21 protein-coding genes are annotated in these 22110 nt (G+C 64.4%); 12 read left to right on the top strand and 9 right to left on the bottom strand.

Annotated elements, in window-relative coordinates; all coding sequences use genetic code 11:
* The first annotated feature begins 14 nt into the window (after positions 1 to 14).
* The 4 genes from OQ789_RS11975 (at position 15) to OQ789_RS11960 (ending at position 3980) form a co-directional block, all read left to right on the top strand.
* Positions 15 to 1454 (top strand): aldehyde dehydrogenase family protein, encoded by a 1440-nt coding sequence (locus OQ789_RS11975; RefSeq protein ID WP_324685967.1) that lies wholly within the window; start codon positions 15 to 17, stop codon positions 1452 to 1454.
* Between the two features lie 57 nt (positions 1455 to 1511).
* Positions 1512 to 2780, top strand: a complete 1269-nt coding sequence (locus OQ789_RS11970) for a cytochrome P450 (RefSeq protein ID WP_324685965.1) — start codon at positions 1512 to 1514, stop codon at positions 2778 to 2780.
* Complete coding sequence (locus OQ789_RS11965) at positions 2777 to 2992, top strand: ferredoxin (RefSeq protein ID WP_324685963.1); 216 nt, start codon at positions 2777 to 2779, stop codon at positions 2990 to 2992. The genes OQ789_RS11970 and OQ789_RS11965 overlap by 4 nt, the downstream gene beginning before the upstream one ends.
* 214 nt (positions 2993 to 3206) lie before the next feature.
* The gene (locus tag OQ789_RS11960) at positions 3207 to 3980 is read left to right on the top strand and encodes a FadR/GntR family transcriptional regulator (protein WP_324685961.1); all 774 of its coding nucleotides are present in this window, start codon (positions 3207 to 3209) and stop codon (positions 3978 to 3980) included.
* Between the two features lie 216 nt (positions 3981 to 4196).
* Here OQ789_RS11960 and OQ789_RS11955 read toward each other — a convergent pair whose 3' ends face one another.
* Positions 4197 to 4991 (bottom strand): enoyl-CoA hydratase/isomerase family protein, encoded by a 795-nt coding sequence (locus tag OQ789_RS11955; protein ID WP_324685959.1) that lies wholly within the window; start codon positions 4989 to 4991, stop codon positions 4197 to 4199.
* Positions 4992 to 5098: 107 nt separating this feature from the next.
* On the opposite strand from OQ789_RS11955, the gene OQ789_RS11950 reads away from it, so the two are divergent.
* Positions 5099 to 5839, top strand: coding sequence for an enoyl-CoA hydratase/isomerase family protein (locus OQ789_RS11950; RefSeq protein WP_324685957.1), 741 nt, complete (start codon positions 5099 to 5101; stop codon positions 5837 to 5839).
* Here the strand turns inward: OQ789_RS11950 and OQ789_RS11945 are convergent.
* Positions 5830 to 6252 carry a Zn-ribbon domain-containing OB-fold protein gene (locus tag OQ789_RS11945; protein WP_324685956.1) on the bottom strand — a complete coding sequence of 141 codons (423 nt, stop codon included), beginning with the start codon at positions 6250 to 6252 and terminating at the stop codon, positions 5830 to 5832. The two genes, OQ789_RS11950 and OQ789_RS11945, sit on opposite strands and share 10 nt — an antisense overlap.
* On the bottom strand, positions 6249 to 7100 hold the full coding sequence (locus tag OQ789_RS11940) for a thiolase C-terminal domain-containing protein (protein WP_324685955.1): 852 nt from the start codon (positions 7098 to 7100) through the stop codon (positions 6249 to 6251). Before OQ789_RS11940 ends, OQ789_RS11945 begins: the two co-directional genes overlap by 4 nt.
* Positions 7101 to 7564: 464 nt before the next feature.
* Here OQ789_RS11940 and OQ789_RS11935 point away from each other — a divergent pair, with 464 nt between their 5' ends.
* The 3 genes from OQ789_RS11935 to OQ789_RS11925 all read left to right on the top strand — a co-directional run bounded on the left by OQ789_RS11935 (position 7565) and on the right by OQ789_RS11925 (position 10613).
* Positions 7565 to 8443 carry a mycofactocin-coupled SDR family oxidoreductase gene (locus tag OQ789_RS11935; protein WP_324685954.1) on the top strand — a complete coding sequence of 293 codons (879 nt, stop codon included), beginning with the start codon at positions 7565 to 7567 and terminating at the stop codon, positions 8441 to 8443.
* A 204-nt stretch (positions 8444 to 8647) separates the two neighbouring features.
* Positions 8648 to 9838 (top strand): amidohydrolase family protein, encoded by a 1191-nt coding sequence (locus OQ789_RS11930; protein WP_324685952.1) that lies wholly within the window; start codon positions 8648 to 8650, stop codon positions 9836 to 9838.
* Positions 9839 to 9857: 19 nt separating this feature from the next.
* Entirely contained in the window at positions 9858 to 10613 is a 756-nt protein-coding gene (locus OQ789_RS11925) for a class II aldolase/adducin family protein (protein ID WP_324685950.1), read from the top strand.
* Positions 10614 to 10670: 57 nt separating this feature from the next.
* Here OQ789_RS11925 and OQ789_RS11920 read toward each other — a convergent pair whose 3' ends face one another.
* From OQ789_RS11920 to OQ789_RS11895, 6 genes are all read right to left on the bottom strand, one after another.
* Positions 10671 to 12152, bottom strand: coding sequence for an aldehyde dehydrogenase family protein (locus tag OQ789_RS11920; protein ID WP_324685949.1), 1482 nt, complete (start codon positions 12150 to 12152; stop codon positions 10671 to 10673).
* 12 nt (positions 12153 to 12164) lie between these two features.
* Entirely contained in the window at positions 12165 to 12365 is a 201-nt protein-coding gene (locus OQ789_RS11915; RefSeq protein WP_324685948.1) for a ferredoxin, read from the bottom strand.
* Positions 12362 to 13594 (bottom strand): cytochrome P450, encoded by a 1233-nt coding sequence (locus OQ789_RS11910; RefSeq protein WP_324685946.1) that lies wholly within the window; start codon positions 13592 to 13594, stop codon positions 12362 to 12364. The genes OQ789_RS11915 and OQ789_RS11910 overlap by 4 nt, the downstream gene beginning before the upstream one ends.
* Positions 13595 to 13622: 28 nt before the next feature.
* Positions 13623 to 14852, bottom strand: coding sequence for an amidohydrolase family protein (locus OQ789_RS11905; protein WP_324685944.1), 1230 nt, complete (start codon positions 14850 to 14852; stop codon positions 13623 to 13625).
* 67 nt (positions 14853 to 14919) lie between these two features.
* On the bottom strand, positions 14920 to 15816 hold the full coding sequence (locus OQ789_RS11900) for an LLM class flavin-dependent oxidoreductase (protein ID WP_324685942.1): 897 nt from the start codon (positions 15814 to 15816) through the stop codon (positions 14920 to 14922).
* Positions 15813 to 17654 (bottom strand): NAD(P)/FAD-dependent oxidoreductase, encoded by a 1842-nt coding sequence (locus OQ789_RS11895; protein WP_324685940.1) that lies wholly within the window; start codon positions 17652 to 17654, stop codon positions 15813 to 15815. The genes OQ789_RS11900 and OQ789_RS11895 overlap by 4 nt, the downstream gene beginning before the upstream one ends.
* A gap of 161 nt (positions 17655 to 17815) precedes the next feature.
* Here OQ789_RS11895 and OQ789_RS11890 point away from each other — a divergent pair, with 161 nt between their 5' ends.
* The 4 genes from OQ789_RS11890 to OQ789_RS11875 are packed head-to-tail and all read left to right on the top strand — an operon-like array spanning position 17816 to position 21743.
* Entirely contained in the window at positions 17816 to 18595 is a 780-nt protein-coding gene (locus OQ789_RS11890) for an SDR family NAD(P)-dependent oxidoreductase (protein ID WP_324685938.1), read from the top strand.
* A 40-nt stretch (positions 18596 to 18635) separates the two neighbouring features.
* On the top strand, positions 18636 to 19763 hold the full coding sequence (locus OQ789_RS11885; protein WP_324685936.1) for an acyl-CoA dehydrogenase family protein: 1128 nt from the start codon (positions 18636 to 18638) through the stop codon (positions 19761 to 19763).
* A gap of 5 nt (positions 19764 to 19768) precedes the next feature.
* Positions 19769 to 21049 carry an acyl-CoA dehydrogenase family protein gene (locus OQ789_RS11880; protein WP_324686066.1) on the top strand — a complete coding sequence of 427 codons (1281 nt, stop codon included), beginning with the start codon at positions 19769 to 19771 and terminating at the stop codon, positions 21047 to 21049.
* A gap of 4 nt (positions 21050 to 21053) precedes the next feature.
* Positions 21054 to 21743, top strand: coding sequence for an alpha/beta hydrolase (locus OQ789_RS11875; RefSeq protein WP_324685935.1), 690 nt, complete (start codon positions 21054 to 21056; stop codon positions 21741 to 21743).
* Positions 21744 to 22110 lie beyond the last annotated feature (367 nt).

The raw sequence follows: 22110 nt of genomic DNA, 5'->3' as shown, positions 1-22110 counted from the left end.
GAGGGTCGTGATCGATGGTCGAGAACACGCTCGAGGGCGAAGAGTTGACGGCGTTGCTGGAGAGTATCGGTCACGTCATCGACGGCGAGGTGGTGCGCGGCGGCGCCACTTTCGACGTGGTGAACCCCGCCACTGGTGAGGTGTTCGCCCAAGCGCCGGCCGCAGACCAAGCGCTCGTCGACCGAGCAGTTGCGGCCGCAGTTCGAGCGCTGCCGGGATGGGCGGCCGACCCGGAGGCGCGGCGGGCGGCGATGCACAAGATGGCGGACATGATCGAGGCGTGCCTCCCCGAACTCGCCGCCCTGTCGATCCTGGAAAAGGGCGACCCGCTCGCGGCATACCACCCGCTGATGGGCCGCGACTACGTGTCGTACATGGCCGACGCACCCATCCCCATCGATATCATCCAGGACGACGACGTCAGACACGTCAGTGTGGTCCGCGAGCCGATCGGAGTGGCGGCGTGCATCGTGCCGTGGAACGCGCCGGTGCTGATCTTGATGGGGGAGGTCTGCGCTGCCCTGAAAATGGGCAACACTGTGGTGGCTAAACCGTCACCGTTCACCCCGTTGGCGTCGCTGCGGCTGGTCGAGAAGTGGCAATCCGCTTTGCCGCCGGGCGTGCTCAACATCGTCGCGGGCGGCGATGACATCGGCGAGGCATTGGTGTCCCACCCCAAGGTCGGCATCGTGTCATTCACCGGGAGTGTGGCCGCAGGCAAGCAGATCGCGGCCTGCGCGGGCGCTGCACTCAAACACGTGGTCGCCGAACTCGGTGGCAACGACGCCGCGATCGTGTTGGCCGATGCCGACCCGGCCGAGGTCGCTCCCTTGCTCTTCGGAAATGCTTTCGTGCTCAGCGGACAGGGTTGTGCCGCCATCAAACGGGTGATTGTCCACGAATCGATCTACGACGAAATCGTCGGGCACTTGGCCCGGATGGCCAACGCGACCGAAGTTGTCCCGGGAGGACCCTTCGCGCCCCTGAATACCCGACCGCAATTCGACCGTGTATGCGAACTGGTCAACGAAGCCCTGCTGGCCGGGGCAAAAGCGCACAGCGGCGGGGCGCCGACCGGGGTGGGCTACTACTATCCCCCAACCATCGTCACCGGAGCAGGCCCCGGCACCCGCCTGTTCGATGAAGAGCAGTTCGGCCCTGCACTGCCGATCGTCCCGTTCACCGACATCGACGAGGCCATTCGCATCGCCAACGACACCGACTACGGACTGGCCGGCTCGGTGTGGAGCCGCGATGTGCAAGCGGCGCAACAAGTGGCACGTCGGCTGCAGGCCGGCACCGTCCTGGTCAACGCCCACGCCGACGTCGCACCCGACGTACCGTTCGGGGGCTGCAAATCGAGCGGCCTCGGTCGCGTCGGGGGACAGATCGGACTCGACGAGTTCGCTGAGCTCAAAACCGTCATCTACTACAAGGATCGAGCCGCGGTGTGACCGCGTGGCGCGCATAATCCAGCCCGACGAGCACGTTCGCGCGTGTGAGGAGCAACCATGGCAATGCAGCCCGAAACGTTGGCCAGTCGAACCGAAGTCGACTTTTCCATCTATGACCCATACTCCCAAAGCTTCGTCGACGATCCGGTCCCAGTCTTCCGTCGCATGCTCACCGAGTTCCCAGTCGCCTACCACACCGACATCAACGCGTGGATGATCTCGCCGCATGACCTCGTCACCGAAGCGCTTCGCGACGACCGCTACACCACCGCGATGACCGACTGGCGGCTGTGGCAGGGGCCACCCGCGAAACCAGCCGATCAGTTGAATCTGTTCGAACGCGTCGAAGCGCTCTCGATGATCTCGCTGTCCGGTCAGCGCCACCAGCGGATCCGCCGGCTCACCGCGCCCGCGTTCTCCCGCCGTGTCACCGACCAGATCGAACACCGCATCGGTGAGGCCGTCCGCGGCGTCTTCGACGCGATCGAGGATCCGACCGAGTTCAACGTCCCCGACGCGATATCGACGGTGGTCCCCATCCGGGCGATCTCGGCTTTGATCGGGATCCCCAACGATGCGAAGAGCATGGTCGAAGAGGTGATGGCGTGGAACTTGGTTCGCGTCTCCAACCCGATGTACGCCGCCGATCGTGAGACCTTTATGACAGACGCCCTGCCGGGCCTGAACTACCTGCTTGACCTGATCCAGCAGCGGCGGGCAGATCGGCAGCCCGGCGACGACTTCATCGGCCACCTCGTCAGCGCAGAAATAGACGGCGACAAGTTGCTCGACACCGAGATCCTCGCGGTGCTCATGTCGTTGGTGACCGCTGGCGCGGACACTGCGGTGGACCTGCACACGGTGGCCCTGTATGCCCTGCTCAGCCATCCCGAGCAGCGGGAGCTGCTGCGGCAGCGCCCCGAGCTGATGGAGAACACGGTGCTAGAAGTCCTCCGGTGGTCGGCGCTGGGAAAGTTCGGTGGGATTCCGCGCTTCGCGCGCGAGGACTTCGAGTTCGGCGGACAGCCGATCGCCAAGGGCGACTTCGTGATGCCGCTGGTCGCCGTCGCACTCTACGACGAGTCCCACTGGCAGAATCCGGAGATATTCGACATCACCCGCAACCAGGCCGGTACGCCGGTCTTCGGCGTAGGACCGCACCTATGCATCGGTTTGAATCTCGTCAAGGCGCAGACCAAGCTCGTGATCGAAGAATTCGAACGGCGCTTCGGTGATTCCGCCGAACTGGTGGGCGCCGTCGAGCGCGACCGTATGCACTTCAACTCCCGCCGCATCACCACGATGAAGATTCGGACATCGGCATGAGCGACGGTACGGACTCCTACGTGGAGGTCGACACCGGGCGGTGCATGGCTTCCGGTGCGTGTGTCTACGCGGCACCAGAAGTCTTTCGCCTCGGCAAGAAACGTCACGTCGAAGTCGTCGGTGACGTCGATCTGGACCCGCAGGCGGTGCGTGCGGCCGTCGACGACTGTCCTACCGGCGCTCTTAGCTTGGTACAGCGCGACCGACCCTGAGCTTTCCCAACGCGAAACCCTTCGACACACCGCGGATCGCATCGGCAAAACACCGTAGATGCTGCGTCGACGAAAGACGCATGATCCGGCCGGACTGCGCGGTCGGCTGCCGCCACCTGCTAGCATTCATATCAATGATAAGGCAGAAGGGGTCGTCAGTGGCCGCGCGCGGGCGGCCACCCCGATGACGGACGGTGCCGCGAGACCGCCACAGATGCGGCAGCCGCGGCTGGCCGAGATGATCGCCGGCCGACTGCGTGACGATATCCTCAGCGGTCGTCTCAAAGAGGGTGACGCGCTGGGTCGTCAAGAGATCTTCACCGAGTTTCGCGTAAGCCTGCCCGCGATGCGTGAAGCGATGCGCATCCTGGAGACCGAGGGGTTGATCTCGGTGCGCCGCGGCAATGTCGGCGGCGCGATTGTCCATCTCCCGACCCCGATGCGCGTCGCGCAGACCATCAGCATGATCCTGCAAGCCCGTGGCACGACGATGGCCGACGTGTCGGGCACCCTCGCCCAGATCGAGCCGATCTGCGCCGGCATGTGCGCACGGCGCGAAGACCGCCACGAGACGGTGGTGCCGGCGCTGCGGACGGCGATCGAAGTGCAGGAGGCCGACTTCGACGATCCGCAGGAGTACAACACCAACGCCCGAAAGTTCCACGAGGCCATCGTCGCTCATTGCGGCAGCGACACGATGACCGTGATGGTCGGAGCCCTTGAAGCGATCTGGTCAGCCCACGAGTCCTCGGTGTGGCGAGAAGCCGAGACTCCGGACGGTACCGACGCTGACGCTCCGATGGCCATGCGCACGCGGCTACGCGCGCTGCGCGATCACGAGAAGATTCTCGAGGCGGTCGACAACGGCGATGCCGAGCGCGCGATGGCACTGTCGGCGGCCCACCTCAGCGCGACCCGCAACAGCACACTGACCTCCAGCAGCGACACCCAAGTGCAGACCAAACTGCTGTCACCCACGGGTTCCTGACGCGGCGGCATCGAGGTCGGGCACCCGTCGGCACCGACGCCGCAGCCATACGCTCGAGGTCGGGACATACGTTCATCATCTGCCGGTAGGCCCGGCTCCGGCCTTGTGGACAGACGGCGTTGACCGTCACGCCGGTCGGTGCCCATCCGGGCCGCGGTGCGCGTCAACGCCCGAAGCGCCTTCTCGGCGGCGTTGTACTCGAAGGACCGATAGCGCCTAATTCAATTCCTGCCAGGCCGCCTCGCGCTTCTCCACGAACGCGAGTGGCCCCTCGTCTTGATCGGGGTGACCCCACACCCCGATCAAATGTTGCGCGCCGACACGGCACGCGTCGGTCAGGCCCGATTCCAGTGCTGCCCACAGCGCCTTCTTCGTGGCCACCATCGCCGTGGGTGAGTTCTTGGCGATCGTCTCGGCGAGTACCTGCACCTCCTCGCGCAGGCGCTCAGGCGGATCGACGACCTGGCTGAGCATCCCGAGCTCGTAGGCGCGTTGGGCGCTCATCCGCTCGTAGCGTCCGAGCAGCGCCATGCGCATCACGGCCTCGAACGGCATCTTGCGCGCCAACCCGATCACCTCGACTGCGCTGACTTGCCCGACTGACACATGAGGGTCGAAGAACTGCGCGTCCGAGGCGGCCACGACGATGTCAGCGTCGGCGACGAAGTGCAGCCCGCCTCCGCAACACAAGCCGTTGACGGCCGCAATCACGGGCTTGCGGACGTTTTGGTGCCACGACGTGAAATGCGTAGTGAAGCCCAACATCTGGCCCTCGTAGCGCTGCATCCCCTCGCCGTCGGTGGCGATCTCTGCTACGTCGACGCCCGTCTGAAACGCGCGGCCCTCCCCCGTGTGGACGATCACGCGCACGGCGGGGTCATGGTCGAGTTCGAGCCAGGCGTCGGCCAGTTCGTCGCGCATCCCGTTGTTCATGGCGTTGAGCCGCTCAGGGCGGTTGTTGATCAGCCACCCAACGGGTCCCTCCCGTTTGACGATCAAATGTCTGTACACGCGTACGGCGCCCCTATCGACTTCAGGTGTTTCTTTACGTATCTTATATGTTGCAAAGAGATCTTATATGTTGTAGGACGAATCCCAGACTTGGACAGGCGAACCAGATGGTCCCCGCCGACGAGGCCCCCGCGGACAACGACAGCCTGCGCGTCGAAGTCAGCGCGGGCGTCGGATGGCTCATTTTCAATCGGCCGGCGTCGGGCAACGCGATCAACGCGGCCATGTTCCAGGCGCTGCCCCAGGTGTGGCGTCGGCTCGACGCCGACCCCGACGTGCGCGCGATTGTCGTCACCGGGTCCGGCAAGCACTTCCACACCGGGCTGGACATGGGCGCCCTGGCCCGTCAGCCCGACAGCCTCCGTCGCGCAACCCGCCAAACACGGGAGGCACGGCTGGAAATCACGGGTTGGCACCTCGGTGTGCGCACCCCGGTGGTGGCGGCGGTCAACGGTACCTGCGCCGGTGGCGGGCTGCACTTCGTTGTCGACGCCGACGTCGTGATCGCCAGCTCGAACGCACGATTCATCGACCCGCACGTCAGCGTCGGACAGGCCAGCGCCTGGGAAGCAGTCGGTCTGACCCGACGGATACCCGCCACCGTCGCGAGTCGGTTGGCGCTCATCGGGCGCCACGAGTATCTGAGCGCCGACCGGGCGCGACAGGTCGGCTTGGTCAGTGAGGTTGTCGATCCCGCCGAGCTGCATGCGCGGGCACAATGGATCGCCGAATGCATTGCCGCACAAGACCCGCGCATGGCGGCCGCGATCAAAGCCGCGATGTGGGCCGGCCAGGAGATCGGCAGATCCGCCGCGATGCGCGCCGCGGCGGCGGCCCTTCACGATTGATCCTCGCGGACCAGCCGGAATCGCGGCAGACTCACCGCTCCGGTGTGGTCGAAGAACACCTGGACGGCCCGCCCGATCGCGACGGCGTCGAGATCCTCGGGCGGAAGATCGCTGACCATGCGCACGCCCTCGTCGAGTTCGACGGTGGCGATGACATAGGGCACGCGATCGGCCCACGCTGGCGCGAACGCGCGATGGCTGACGGTGAACGAGTACACCACCCCTCTGCCGGACATCTCGGCCCAGTTCCACGCCGCGCTGCGACACCGCGGACACAGAAATTGCGGGTAGTGCCGGAGGGTGGCGCACTCATCGCAGCGCTGCACGACCAGGCGGTTCTCTGCGGCGGCTGCCCAGAATCCCTCGCTGAGTGCCGACGCGGCAACAAACGGTCGCCCACCGTTGCCGGTCATCGATGCAGAATCACGACGGCACCTTCGTGCATGTCGCCCTCGTTGCTGACCAGGGCCGTCTCACACCCGGGCACCTGACGTTCCGCCGGTACTTCTCGGCGCAATTGTCGAATCGCTTCGATGAAATGGTTGACGCCCGAGACGTGGGCTTCGGACAGCAGCCCGCCGTGCGTGTTCACCGGCAACGATCCGCCCAATTCGATGTGTCCTTCCTCCACGAACGGCCCGCCCTCGCCGCGGGCGCAAAAACCGAGGGCCTCCAGCGTGCCCAGCACGAACCAGGTGAAGCCGTCGTAGAGCTGTGCACAGTCAATATCGGCAGGCTCCAGACCAGCCATCGCGAACGCACGCCGCCCGGCTGAGGCCATGCCCTCGATCAACGTCATCTCGTGCTTCTGGGTGATGGAGGTCGGCGGGTTGCCGTGGCCCTCGCCGAAACCGCCGATGTACACCGGGGGCTTGGCGAGGTCGGGTGCGCGCTGTGCGGTGGTGATCACGATGGCGCCGGCGCCGTCGGATTCCAGCGCACAGTCGAACATCCGAAACGGTGTGGTGATCAGCGGGGAAGCGGCATGATCGGCAAGCGTCATCGGGCGCGCGGCCATGATCGCGTTCGGGTTCAGGTTGGCGTGCCGACGGCACGCGACGGCGATACGCCCGAATTGCTCGCTGGTCGTGCCGAATTCGTGCATGTGCCGCATCGCGGCCTGAGCGAACCACTGCGCGGCGACCAAGCTGCCGTAGGGCCGTTCGAACTCCGCGATCGTCGCAAGCGCGGGCGGCATGGCCGCGGCGTGCGTCGACACCCGCTGATCGGTGTAACCGCGCCTGCCCGCAGGTAGCAACACGCATTTCGCCACCCCGGCGGCTACTGCAAGACACGCGCTTTGGACCGCTGAGCCAAAGCTTGCGCCGCCAGTCCGAAATGCCGCGGTGTAGGCGAGATCAGATAGCCCCAGGTTGATCATGAACTCTTCGGCGCAGCGGCCTGCCAGATCGTGGGGCATGACGGCATCGACGTCACCGGGAGAGAGTCCGGCGTCGTCGAGGGCGGCCAGAGAGGCTTGAAGGTGAAGCTCCAGGCTGGATTTGGTGGTTCCGCGGGTGTATTCCGTCTGCCCGACGCCGACGATGGCGCACGCATCTCGCGTCGGGGGGCCCTGTCCGGTCAGCGTCGACCTCCCTCGCAGCTGCGTGACCTGCGATCATACATATTATCGCAAAAGTATGGCCAGCCGGAACGTGCAGCTGACTTCACAGCCATACTAAAGATATATAACATTGATGCATAACGGCGAACGAGGAGAGGTTCATGGGCAGGTGTGATGGTCGGGTTGCATTCATCACCGGTGCGGGACGAGGGCAGGGACGCAGCCACGCGGTTCGCCTCGCCGAAGAGGGCGCCGACATCATCGCAGTCGACATCTGCCATGACATCGACTCGGTGAATTACGAGCTGGCATCCCCGGAGGACCTCGCCGAGACGGAACGGTTGGTGAAGGAAACCGGGCAGCGGATCGTCAGCCGCCAGGCCGACGTTCGCGACCTGTCCGAGCTGCGCCGCGCTCTGGAAGATGGACTACAGGAGTTCGGAAAGCTCGACGTGGTGGTGGCCAACGCCGGCATCTTCCCGACGGCGATGGACGACCCGCAACCCAACGACTTCACCGACGCCGTGAACGTCGATCTGGTCGGCGTGCTCAACACAGTGGGTCTGGCGATCCCCCACCTGCGGGAGTACGGGTCGATCATCATGACCGGGTCGACCGCGGCCATGATTCCCAACACCACCGATAACCCCAAGATGGGTCCCGGCGCGGCGGGTTACGGCTGGGCCAAACGGGTGCTGATCGAATACACCACGGAGCTGGCCCTGCAGTTGGCGCCGTGGATGATCCGCGTCAACTGCGTGCATCCGACCAACTGCAACACCCGGCTCCTGCACAACGACGACATGTACGCTGGATTCCGCCCCGATCTGGAGAATCCGACACGTGAAGACGCCGAACCTGCCTTCGTCACGTTCCAGGCGATGCCGATACCGTGGGTGGAACCCCATGACATCTCCGCCATAGTAGTGATGTTGGCGTCCAACGAATCTCGCTTCGTGACGGGCCAGCAGATTCGTGTCGACGGCGGCGCCATCCTCAAGCAGACTGCCGGCGAGGCGACAGCCAACATCGGCCACTGAGCCGGTGAAAACCTCAGCACGGAGGAACAGTACTACGACGTGATGCATCGACGCCCAGCCCAGCGCGCAACGACCGGCGGTCTCCGCGGCGGGTGTACCGTCGCGGCCTTTCCGGTGTCGCTGGCTGGCAGCGATCCAGAGCCATTCTCTCGCAAGCGAATTCGGCGTCATTTTGATCCGCTGAAACCAGGAGGAGCTGCCACGATGACGGCACTTGATTCGGAGTTGTTCCTGCCCGACCCGTCGCCGCGCGAGGTCAGGTACACGATCATTTCCGTCGATGATCATGTGGTCGAACCGCCGCACCTCTTCGACACGTACATGCCGGCCGACCTACGGTCCCGGGCTCCACGCATCATCGCGGGTCCCAACGGGGCCGAAGTGTGGGAGTTCGAGGGCGAGATCTATTCCCAGGTCGGGATGAATGCGGTTGCCGGGCGGCGACCCGAAACGGTCAAGCTCGAACCGTTGCGGTTCGACCAGATGCGTCCGGGCTGTTACGACGTGCATGCGCGGGTCGCGGACATGGACCTCGGTGGCATTTGGGCGATGCTCAACTTCCCGTCGATGATCACCGGGTTCTGTGGTCGGGTATTCGCTCACGCCAAGGACATCGAGGTCGGCAAGGCCGCGGTCAGAGCCTGGAACGACTGGCTGTGGACCGAGTGGTTCCAGGAGTATCCGCAGCGAATCATCCCGTGCGCGCTGGTCTACCTCACTGATCCTACGGAGGCCGCCAGAGAGATCCACCGCAATGCCGCGCGAGGATTCACATCGGTGACATTGCCCGAGCGCCCCCACGCCATCGGGCTACCTAACCTGTGGGACCGGTCGCACTGGGATCCGATCATCAAAGCGTGTGTGGACACCGACACCGTGATTTCGCTTCACGTCGGCAGCTCGGGCGGGTATCCGGCCCCGGCTGGCTCACCGATGTTGCAACTGTGCGCCACGATGTTCGGTCAACTCTCGCTGGGCGCGTGCGCCGAGTGGCTGTGGTCCGGATACCCGTTGGAATTCCCGACCCTCAAGATCGCCATGAGCGAGGGCGGCATCGGATGGGTGCCAATGCTCATCGACCGCCTGGACAACATCGTGGACCGCTCCGGCTACGGGCTGGGCTGGGATCTGCGCCCGGCCGAGGTGCTACGCAGGAACTTCTGGTTCTGCACCATCGACGATCCCTCCACGATCGCGGCACGCCACGTCATCGGCGTCGAGAACATCATGATCGAAACCGACTATCCCCACGGCGACGGCACCTGGCCCGACACCCAAGCGGTCATCGAGCGCTATTGGGGCGACCTACCCACCGACGAGCTGCGGATGATGTGCAGCGGCAACGCCGCGAAGCTCTACCGTTGCCCGCTGCCCGACGTTGTTCTGCCGCGCTGACTTTGACGATGAGGAAGCCATGCATTTCGCCCCTACCGCCGACAAGCTGATCCCGGACCTGACACCCCGAGAAGAACTCGTTCTACTGGCGCGCGCACTGTGGCGCGAAGGCTACAACGACCACCTCGCCGGGCACATCACCGTCAGCCTCGGTGACGGGACCCTACTGTGCAGCCCCTGGCTGCTGACCTGGGATGAGCTGCGCCCATCCGACGTGATCCGGATCGACCTCAACGGCGCTGTGGTGGAGGGTGATTGGCCAGTACCACTGGGCATTCCGCTGCACCTGGAATTGCACCGTGCCCGCGATGACGTACGGGTGGCGATGCACAATCACCCCCATTGGGGAACAGTGTGGAGCGATATGCGCGAGATCCCACCCGCGCTGGACCAGAGCTCCAGCCTTGGCGGCGGCGAACTCGTTCTGGTGGACGAATACGCTGGATCTGTCGACAACGCCGTGGCCGCGCGCAGCACTGTGGCGTCGATGGGAAGCGCGGACATGGCTCTGCTGGCCGGCCACGGGGTCTTCGTGCTTGGGTCCACGGTGCGAGCCGTGCACCAGCGTGCGGTCGCACTCGAGCAGCGTTGTCGTCACGCATGGTGCGTCCGCGCGGCCGGCGCGGAGCTCGACTCACCCCTGCCGGCATGGTTCAGTGAAATGTTCCGCAACTCCGACGGCAACGGGTTCCTCGGATTCTGGGAGGCAATGGTCCGCGCCGAACTGCGGGCGGACCCGACGTTGCTTGATGCCACCGAGCCGCACGCCCGCTGATCCGGCAAACCGTTGCACCCGAGCAGTTTTGCGTGTGGGCGCAACGGTTGAGGCCGATCAGCTCAAGTTCCAGGCCACCGTTTTGGTCTCCAGGTAGGTGTCGAACCCCTCTGGGCCGCCCTGGCGGCCGATGCCGCTGGACTTGTAGCCCCCGTAGGGCGCATCCGGGGCGTAGAAGATACCGCCATTGATCCCGACGGTGCCTGTCCGCAGCTTGCGCGCGAACTCGAATGCCCGATCCTGCGACGCCGACACCACACCGCCGGACAAACCGTATTGGCTGTCGTTGGCGATCTTTGCGGCATGATCCTCGTCGTCGTAGGGAATCACACACAACACCGGGCCGAAGATCTCCTCTTGGGCGATGCGCATTGCATTGTCGACGTTGGTGAACAGTGTCGGTTCGACAAACCACCCCTTAGGCAGGTGCGGGGGCTTACCGCCACCCAGCACCAACTCGGCGCCCTCCGACTTGCCGATGTCGATGTAGTCCAACACTCGCTGACGTTGCTTGGCGCTGATCTGCGGGCCCATCATCATGTTCGGGTCGGTGGGGTCGCCGTAGGGCACGTTCTTCATCGCTTCGGCCAGAAGTGCGGTGGCCTCCTCGAGTCTGGCGCGCGGCACCAGGATGCGAGATTGGTTGGCGCAGAACTGACCACCGTGGGTGCAGCTGGCCATGCCGGCTTGGGGTAGCGCCGCTGCCAGGTCGGCGTCATCGAGGAACACGCCCGCGGACTTACCGCCGAGTTCGAGCACCACGCGTTTCATCGTAGGCGCACCCTTTTCGACAATCCGCTTTCCCGTTGCACTGGACCCGGTGAACGAGATCATGTCCACTTTCGGCGAAAGAGTGAGTTCCTCGCCGACGAGATGGTCCGATGAGGTCACCACATTGAAGACCCCCGGGGGAATGTCGGTCTTCGCAGCGATCAGCCGTCCGATTCGCGTCGCATTGAACGGGGTATCCGGCGCTGGTTTGAGAATCATCGCGTTACCCGTGGCCAGGATCTGGCCGATCTTCAAGGTGGCGAGATCAAACGGGAAATTCCACGGAACAATCGCGCCGACGACGCCCATCGCCTCCTTCCACACTCGACGGCCACTGTTGACGCCGTACAGGGTGGCGGGCGGAAGCTCACGCTCCCAGGCGAATTCGCCGATCATTTTGATCGGCCACTGGATGTTGTCGTCGATCGGGCCGTCAATCTGACCGCCGTAGGTGAGCATCACCGGCGACCCGGACTCGGCGACAAGCTCGGTACGCAACTCCTCGCGTTCAGACTCCAGGGCAGCCTGCAGCTGCTGTAGGCACCTGATGCGAAACGGTCGGTTGGTCGACCAGTCCGTGCTGTCGAAGGCGGTGCGCGCAGCGTCGATCGCTCGCTGCATGTCGGTCGCATCGGCGTCGGCTACCTGCCCGATCGTCTCCTCGGTCGCTGGATTGACATTGTCGAAGGTCTTTCCGCTTGCCGCATCGACGAGTTCGCCGCCAATGAGCATTCTGCTCTCGCTGACAGCGGTCGGAGTCTGGGTCATGCTGCGTCCTCTCTAATCTGATGTCGCCCAAATGATGGCGCGTTCGGGGCAGGACTCAACGGCGTGCTCGAGCCGATCTTTCGGCACCGAGTCGATGTTCTCGGACTTGACGACCGCCAAGTCGTTTTCGTCATCGAAATCGAAGGCTTCGGGAACTAACATCAGGCAACGCGCATGCCCCTGACACAATCCCGGATCGACGTGTAATTTCACGGTCCGGCCGCGATCTTCGGGCCGGATGTGAATTCCACCGGCAGACTTCGAACCGCGTATATATCGCCGCCATCCTCGAAGCGGTCGACCGGTCCCAGCATCCGGTAGTCCGGAAGCCGTTCCAAGACCACCTTCAACATGATCTCGTTGAGCACGCGTGCGTAGTTCGACCCCAGGCAGCGATGGGTGCCGACCCCGAATGCGAAGTGCCGGTTGGCTCCTCGATCCAGCCGCACGTCTTCGGGCTCTGGGAACCTATTCGGATCCCATCCCGCCGCGGGGAAGAACAGCACGATGCGATCACCCTCACGCAGTTGCTCGCCGCGAAACACCGTGTCACGCGTTACGTGGCGGAACAGACCCATCAGCGGGCTGTCGTGCCGCAAGAACTCTTCGACCGCGTCGGGCAGCCGCTCGGGATGGTCGATCAGCTGCTGGCGCAGCTGCGGATTCTGCGCGAGGTGAACGAACGCACTGCCGGTCAGCCCGCTGGTGGTGTCCATACCGCCCAGAAGCAACAGGGTTGCGTAATTGCCGAGTTCATCGTCGGTGAGCAGCCTGCCGGTTTCCGTTTCGGTGTACATCATGTGGCTTGTCAGGTCGTCTGTGCGCTTCTCCCGGCGTTTGGCCAGCTCGACGCCGATCTGCTCGTTCATCTTCATGAACGCCCGGTACGTCTTGTCCGGGTCGGCCATTCTGTCGTGCATCGTGGTGTGGGTCCACTCGATCCACTCCGGCCACCGGCTTTCGTCCCACCCGAGCTTGCGCAGGATCATGATGGCGGGCAGCGGCGTCGCCAAATCCTCGATCAGGTCGGCTTTCCCGCTTTCGATGAACTTGTCGACCAACTCGTGCGCGGTGGCCTCCAGCGAATCGGTGCTCTTCTTGGCCTGCCCAGGCGAGAGGGCGGGCAGCGTAAGTTTGCGGTATTCGCCGACCTGCGGCGGGTCGTAGTCCAGCGGGATCAGCGGTGCCACGGTCGCCACCTGAGGCACCCCCTTGCGAGGGCCCCACGCCGAGCTGAACAGGTCGGTGTCGTGGGCGATCTCATAGACGGCGTCGTAGCCGAAGGCCATCCAATATCCGCCGTTTACCCTGGACCACACCATCTCTCGGCCCGTCGCGAATAGCTCTTTGAACACCTCGGGGCGCTCGTCGCGGAACCGCTGACCGTGGTGGTCCAGATCGACCTCGTAGCGTGGCCGCACGGTGGTTTGACTGGTCGTCATCTGGTTGCCTTTCGATCGACCGAATCGGTCAGAGTTTGAGCTCGAGCAGGCGGATCGCGTTGCCGCGCGCCAGCTTGTCGATCTGATCTTGCCGAAGATGGCCGAACTGCTCAGCGGCCTGCTCGCGGGAGTACGGCCAGGTGCCGTCCTGGTGCGGATAGTCGGTTTCGAAGATCGCGTTGCTTTCGCCGACCTCGGCGAGCATCTTGATGCCGATCGCGTCTTTGAAAAACGTGCTGAAGATGTGCTCGTAGTAATACGACGACGGCCGTTCGGCGGTGAACTCATGACTGCGGCTCCAGCCGCGGTGTGTCTCCCAGACGTCATCGATGCGCTCGAGAAGGTAGGGAATCCAGCCGATTTGGGCCTCTGCGAAAAGCACCTTCAAGTTGGGGTAACGCGCGAAGATCCCCGAGTACAGGTAGTCGGCCATCGCTCCAACGCTGTTGCCGAAGATGATGGTGCCTGCCACGGCTTCGGGGGCGTCGGGGGAGGTCTGCGGTGTCTTGGTGCCCGATCCGATGTGGCAGCACACGACGGTGCCCGTCTCGTCGCACGCCTGGAAGAACGGATCCCAGTAACCGCTGTAGATCGACGGCAACCCGAGATAGGGGGGAATTTCACTGAACGCGACGGCTTTGACGCCGCGCGCGGCATTTCTGCGCACCTCCTCGGCCGCCAGGCCGACGTCCCACAGCGGTATCAGACATAGCGGAATCAACCTGCCATCGCTCTCCCCCGCCCACTCCTCGACCTGAAAGTCGTTGTAGGCCTTCACACACAGCAGCGACAGCTCCTTGTCCTTGCCACGCATGAACAGCTGGCCGCAGAAGCGCGGATAATTCGGAAAGCACATTTGAGCTTCGACGCCGTTGAGATCCATGTCGGCGATGCGGTCTTGTGGCTTCCAGCAGCCGGGGCGCATCTCATCCATCGTGACGCCGTCCAACGAGATCTCGTCAGCCGAGAATCCTGCCGCTGCGATCAGACGCTTTACCGAGTACTTGTGATCTTCGTAGAACCACCACGCGATCGGCTTTCCCTCAGTGCCGGGCTCTTCGATATAGTTCCCGCCGTCCAAACGAGGCTTGCCCATCGGCAGGTACTCGACACGGGGCCCGATCTCCTTGTACTTGGCGGGCAGTCTGCTCGACCACAGATCGGGTGGCTCCACCAGATGGGCGTCGAGGTCGACTATCCGAGGGATCCGCGCGAGCTGCTCATCGGTTACGTCGGGTTTTACGTCAGACGCCGTCATCGATACCTTCCATCTTATATTCTGATGTCCGCATTCTATATATCGAACGACACATGCGAAAGAGTGTCTACCCGCGCACTCGCGGCGCGACATCGGTCAGCAGACATTCGGTGTGCTTCTCATCGAATCGGCTGGGCATCAAGACGATGTGTTGTACCCCGGCGTCGACATACTCAAGCAACCGGGACACCACGTCTTCGACGGTTCCCGCGGCGCCAACCCGCGCGACCAGGTCGGTGAAATCCTGGTTGTAGGCGCCGCCGAGCGCCGCGGCCGCCGACCGGCGGGCCGCCCCAGCGTCGTCATCGACGCACACGGGCACGTAAACTGCCCAGGTGAAATCGGTGAGTTCACGGTCGTTTTCGCCGGCAAGCTCCTTGATGTAGGCCGCAGACTGGGCGTACTTGCGGGGTGAGTACATATACGGCATCCAGCCATCACCGATAATCGCTGCGCGTCGCATCGCCGCGGGCTGGCGCCCGGCGACGACGACCGGCGGGCCGTTCGGTGTGTGCGGCGGCGGGTTGAGCCGGATGTCTGCCATCGAGAAGAACTCACCGCGATGGTTGACCGGCTGGCCGCTCCACAGATGGCGCATGACATTGATGGCCTCGTCGGTACGCCGGCCGCGACCGGCCAACGGCACCTGGCAGGCCTCGAACTCCGGGGGATGCTCACCGCCGACACCCACCCCGAGCACAAGCCTGCCACCACAGACGCGGTCTAGGTCGGCGATCTGTTTGGCGATCACCGCAGGCTGATACAGCGGCAGCACCAATACCGCGGTCCCCACCGTGACCGAGACGGTCTGCTCGACCAGTCGTGCGAGCCACACCATGGTTTCGGGAGTCGGTGCCGGAAACACCACATGCCCACCCACCCACAACGAATCGGCGCCTAGCTTCTCGGCCAGCGCAACCTGCGCACCGTCCTGAGGTGCCACCATGCCGACCCGGACCGTCATCTCGCCGCGCTCTCGAATGCCAGGCCTTCCGCCTCACCGGAGGCGCGCCACTGGCGCAGGATCTCGAAATACTTCAGTGCGCCACCGCCATAACGGTTGGCTGGAATCCCGTTGGGGTTATTCGCATCTCCCTCGCTATTGAAGTAGCTCGGTGTGCACTCGGCCTCGAACGCGTTGCTGGGTGCTTTTTCGCGCATCTCGTCCTGCCAGCTGTCCTCACCGGCTCGCGTCACATCGACCACACCGCCGTGATCCAGCGTCAGCGCGATGACCGCAGCGACGTGATCGGCCTGCTCGGTGGCGACGTGAGTCACGCAGACCGTCGCACCGGCCTGCATCGCGCCCATGAAGAAGCAGTTCGGGAAGCCGTGGGACTGCATCCCGAAGAACGTCCGCGGACCTTTGGCCCACCGCTCGGAAAGTCGTACGCCGCCGCGGCCGGCGAGGTCGAAGTGCGCGCGCTCCCAAAACGCGGTGCCGATCTCGAAGCCCGTGGCAAAGATCAGGCAGTCCAGATCGATCTGGTGATCGCCGGCCAGCACGCCGTGCGCGGTGAACCTGTCGATGCCCCGGCCGTCGGTGTCGACCAACGTGACGTTGGGACGGTTGAACGACTGCAAATATTCGTCGTGAAAACATGGGCGTTTGCAGAAGATCCGGTACCAAAACTTCAGCGCCTCGGCGGTTACGGGATCCCGGACGATGGAGGCGACACGCGCGCGCAGCTCGTCGGCCTTCTGGTAGTCACAGAGCTCGAGGAATTCAGCCATTTCGGCGCGCTCCAGCGGACGCCCCAGCCGCTCGGACATCCGCCGGGCCGCCAGTGGGGTCACCGACGGGAAGAGGTCGGTCCAGGCATCGTCGACCAGGTCGACGTCTTGATAGCCGCCGCTGACCAAAGTGGTGAAGTTCTCCAGTCGTCGGCGCTGCCAACCCGGGGTCAGCGTCGCCGCCCACGACGGGTCGGTTTCGCGGTTGCCGCGCACCCCGACGATGGCAGGTGTGCGCTGGAAGACGTAGAGGTGTTTGGCTGACTCGGCCAGCTTCGGCACGCACTGAATAGCCGTGGCGCCGGTGCCGACGACGCCGACGCGTTTGTCGGAGAGGCCGGTGAGATTTCCGGTGATGTCGCCACCGGTGTATCCGTAGTCCCATCGGCTGGTGTGAAACGTGTGCCCGCTGAACTCGTTAATCCCCGGCAAGGCAGGTAATTTCGGCACGGTCAACGGGCCGCTGGCGAGCACGAGGAATTGCGTGGTGATGCTGTCGCCGCGGTCGGTGCGCACCGTCCACCGCTTGGACTCGTCGTGCCAGGACGCGCTGCGAACCTCGGTGGAGAACAGCGCGTCGTCATACAACCGGTACGCACGCGCGATGCGCTGTGCGTGCTCGAAGATCTCCACCGCCGATGAGTACTTGTGCTTGGGGATATAGCCGAGCTCTTCGAGCATCGGGATGTAGGTGTAGGACTCCACGTCGCACATGGCACCTGGATAGCGGTTCCAGTACCACACGCCGCCGACATCGCCGGCGTGTTCGATCAGGCGGATCCGCGCAAGGCCCAACGCGCGTAGTCGGGTGCCGATGAGTAATCCGGAGAACCCCGCACCGACGATGACGGCGTCGACCTCGTCGTGCATCGACGGCCGAGTGAAATCGGGATCGGTGTACGGATCGTCGACTCCGCCGGAAAACTCCGCAGAGACCTGTACGAACTGCGTCAGACCGCGCGCGTTGAAGCGTTTGTCGCGCTCCTGCCGGTATTTCTGCCGCAGTCCGGCCACGTCGATGTCGGCCGCCTGCATCGCCTGGATCAGGTCGGCGCCCAGTGACGTCATCGCCATCTCATCAGTTCGCCCACGCAGGCAGGTCCAATTCCCATCGATCATACGTTCTGCACAATATGTCCAACCAGTGCCGTTGACAGCAGGCTACAGACTATAACTATATTAAGATAGATGTAGTAGGGCCATCTGGCTCACGACCGTCTGGAGGGTTCGTGGACATCGCTGGCAGCAAGGTCGTCGTCGTCGGTGGCGGATCGGGTATGGGCCGCGCATCGGCCGTGCGGTTGGCCACCTGCGGGGCATCCGTGGCGATCCTCGACCGCGACCCTGAACCGGGTAAGGCGGTGGCGACCGAGGTGGGTGGCACCTTTCACCAGGTAGACGTCACCGACTTCGACGGCTTCGAGCAGATTTTCGCCGACGCGGTGGATAGCCTCGGTGGTTTGCATGTGGCCGTCACCACCGCCGGCGGGCAGCGCACACCCGACGGTGTGCTCGCACGCCGAACGCTGTCCAAAGACGGACCACACGACCTTGATGCCTTCCGGTATCTGCAAGACCTGAACACCGTGGGAACCTTCAACGTCAGTCGTCTGGCCGCGTTCTGGATGAGCAGCAACGAACCCGTGAACGACGAACGAGGCGTCATCATCAACACGTCCTCAATCGCCGCCTACGAAGGACAGATCGGCCAAATCGGTTACGCTGCAGCCAAAGCGGCCATCGCGGCCATGAGCTTGACGATGGCCCGCGACCTCGGCTCACTGGGAATCCGGGTGCTGGCCATTGCGCCAAGTCTGTTCATGAGTCCAGCGGCCCGGGCGAATCTCACCCCGGAGTGGCAGGCCAGCCTGCTGGGCAACGCCGCCTTCCCCAAACGACCGGGCGAACCCGAGGAGTACGCCCAGCTCGTCGAGGCGATTGTCACCAACCAGATGCTGAACGGTCAATGCATTCGCCTCGACGCGGGAAATCGCTTCGGCTCCAAGTGATCTAAGTGAGCCGGTTGGGACGGAGAGGACGCAAGCCACAGTGACCGTCGACCACGCAGACGCCGAGCTGCTCGGCGAAACCGTCCGGGCGGCGATGCGTCAGCTCAGTTCGTCCGAAGCCGTGCGCCGGGCGATGGCGACGACCGGTGGCTGGGAGGCGCCGCTGTGGAGGCGGCTATCAGGTGAGTTGGGGCTGGCCGGACTGGCGACACCCGCCACCTATGGCGGCGCAGGAGCCGGATTCGTCGAACTCGCCTACGCTTTCGAAGAAACCGGCGCCAGCCTGCTGTGTGCGCCGTTCTTCGGTACCGCTGCACTCGCGCTGCCGCTGTTGCTGGCGGCCGGGGATGAGGATGTGCTGACCACATTCGCCCCTGATTTGGTGGCCGGCGAGCTGACCGCGACCGCGGCATTGCTTGAAGACGACGGTCTGTGGGCGCCGACCGGCGGCGCGATGACCGCTCGCCGACACGACGATCAGTGGCTGTTGGACGGCACCAAGAACTACGTGATCGACGGGACAACTGCCGGGCTGGTCCTGACGGTGGCCATCACCGACGACGGGCCCCAGATCTTCGCTGTGGTCGCCCAGGCACTCGGGCTGCAGCGGCAGCGTCTCGTCAGCCTCGACCAGACCCGCAAGTTGGCGCGCCTTGTCTTCGATGGCACACCGGCACGGCGCCTAAAGTGCGCCGCTCCCGCAGTTGCCGTGCATCGCGCCATCGCCGTCGCGCGCGCCATGATGGCCGCCGAGCAAGCGGGGGGAACTCGCCGATGCCTGGACGTCACAAAGGAATACGTTCAGACCCGATACCAGTTCGCGCGCCCGGTGGGCAGCTTTCAAATGGTGAAAGAACGGTTGGCTGACATGCTCATCCAAACCGAATCTGCTCGCTCGGCGGCCTACGCTGCCGCACGGGCACTCGACGACGACGCCGACGTGCTGCGCACCACCCTGGCCGCCCGCATTGTCTGCAACGATGCCTATACCTTCGTGACCGCACAGATGATCCAATTGCACGGAGGAATCGGTTTCACCTGGGAACACGATGCGCATCTGTACTTCAAGAGGGCACGCAGCAGCGCCCAACTACTGGGTGACACGCATGTCTGCATCGAAGAGCTCGCCGCAGAGTTGGCCGCGGCCGCCAACGGGTCGCTCCGGTGATCGACCTGCGCGTGCTCGCCGGCACCGACACCTCACCCCAAGACGCATCCGCCGCCGCCCTGGCATGGGTCGAACAGCACGTGCCGGAAAGCTGGCGTGTGGCGGCCCTCCACGGCGGCCCGGCAGCTGTTCGCGGCGTACGCACGCCCACCGAATATCGCAGCTGGTATCCAGAATTCGGGCGCTCGGGGCTGGCGGCACCGATGTGGGCGACCGAGCATGGCGGGCTGGGGTGGGGTCGGAAGACCGCGCGCGCAGTCGAACAAGTACTGGCGCCATATCATCTGCCACGCTTGAATCCGCTGGGACTGAACCTGGCCGCACCCGCGCTCTTCGCGCACGGATCCGAGGCGCAGCGGCGCCGGTTCCTCCCGAAAATCGTCACCGCCGAGGAGATCTGGTGCCAGCTGTTCAGTGAGCCGGGATCCGGCAGTGATCTGGCATCGCTGTCCACGCGTGCCGACCGTGACGGCGAAGACTGGGTTCTTAACGGTCGCAAGATCTGGACGACATGGGCCGACCGCGCACATTTCGCGGTCTGCCTAGCCCGCACCAACCCTGATCTGCCCAAGCACCAAGGCATCACCTATTTTCTGGTTGACATGCACCAGCCAGGTGTTCAGGTGCATCCGCTGCGTCACATCGGCGGTGAGGTCGAATTCTTTGAAACCACCATCGACGGGGCGCGCGTGCCTGACGCCCACCGGGTCGGCGACGTCGGTGCAGGCTGGAAAGTCGCTCAGGCGACACTCTCTGGCGAGCGGCAAATGGTGTCGGGCAGTGGGTCCGGCGGGGTCGATCGCATCGGCGGCACCGGCGTTTCACGTCTCATTGAGGACGCGTGTGCGCGCGCAGACGCTGCATTGCCCAACTCCTGGCTGGATGCCGCCGTGCGGGATCGCTTGGTGCGACTGTGGTGTGAGGAGCAGGTGCGCGGGTGGACCAACCTTCGAATTCGGGAACGCTTGGCCAATAACCTGGCTCCAGGGCCGGAGAGCTCGATCGGCAAGGTCCACGGCGCCGACCTCAACCAGCGTATCCAGGCCGCCGCCGCAGAACTGCTGGGCCCGGCGGGGATTGCCTGGTCCGGCGACTCCGACGATCCGGACACATTCGCTGCCACTATGCCGCCGCAGGTTCGTGGCATGCTGCGAAGCCGCGCCAACACAATCGAAGGCGGCACGACCGAAGTGAACAAGAACGTCCTCGCCGAGCGTGTGCTCGGGCTCCCTAAAGAGACCGACCCGTGGCGGGGTAAACCATGGCGCGAGCTGCCCCGCAGCTGAGACTATGACTGATAACCCAACAATCGGAATCGTTCTGGTGCACGGAGCCTTTCACGGCCCGTGGTGTTGGGAAAAGGTCGTGCCGCTGCTTCGCGCTGACGATGTGACCATCGCGGTGCCTGACCTGTATCGGAGCGCTACCCCGGCGGATCCGGGGTCGGTGCAGGCCGAAGTGGACCGACTGGCCCAGAACGGCCCGGTGCTGGTGTGCGGTCATTCCTTCGGCGGCTACCCGATCACGAAGCTCGATCCGGCGACGGTCGCGCGGTTGGTGTATCTATGCGCGTTCGTCCCAGACGACCGGGAGTGGTTCCACGACTTGCCGATGTTCCCCCATTTCTTCGAGATGGTCACCGTCGGCGAGGACGGTGTGATGACCACCCGGCCCGAACGCGCCCGCGAGCTGTTCTACAACGACTGCACCAACGACGATGCGGCATGGGCGATTCCGAACATGTGCAGTCACACCATGGACGGCGCCAGCGCAGTGATACCTCAGCCCGCCTGGCGGGAGGTTCCCAGCCTTTACGTCCGTTGCGGAGTGGATAACGTCCTCACCCAGGAGTACACGGACGCCGCGATCGCCCACGTCGGTCGCGGGGTTCGCATCCCGACCGGGCACTCTCCGATGATCTCGCGCCCAGACCTGGTGGCTGCCCTGCTCATGTCCGAAGTCGAGGCCCTTCGCCGCTGACCCGTTGTCATCGGCCGCCGGTGTTGTCGCCGGTTCGGCGGGCCGCCGGACGGCCGGCCAGCGCTGCGGCAGCGGACGGGTGCGCACGCGCCGCGGCCACCAGAACCAGCGACCGAACAGCGCGGCGATGACGGGGTCATGAACTATCTCACCGCAAAGGTCCGAATTGTCCGCGGTATCAACGGGTACATGCCGACACGTCGGTTGCTCGTGGCTAGGTCACCGCCGCCACAGTTCGGCCGCTCACCGCAGCGGCTCGCTCATCGGGCTGCCCTCGATACACCCACAGACCATACACCTCTTATGCTCTGTAATATCGGATGAATCGTAAGCGGCGCCGAGGTGTGAGAGCAAGGTCGGCCAGAAC

Source organism: Mycobacterium sp. 94-17, from assembly GCF_035617725.1.
GTDB lineage: Bacteria > Actinomycetota > Actinomycetes > Mycobacteriales > Mycobacteriaceae > Mycobacterium.
Note: the sequence above shows the minus strand (reverse complement) of the source record. Positions and strands in the feature narration are given on the sequence as shown.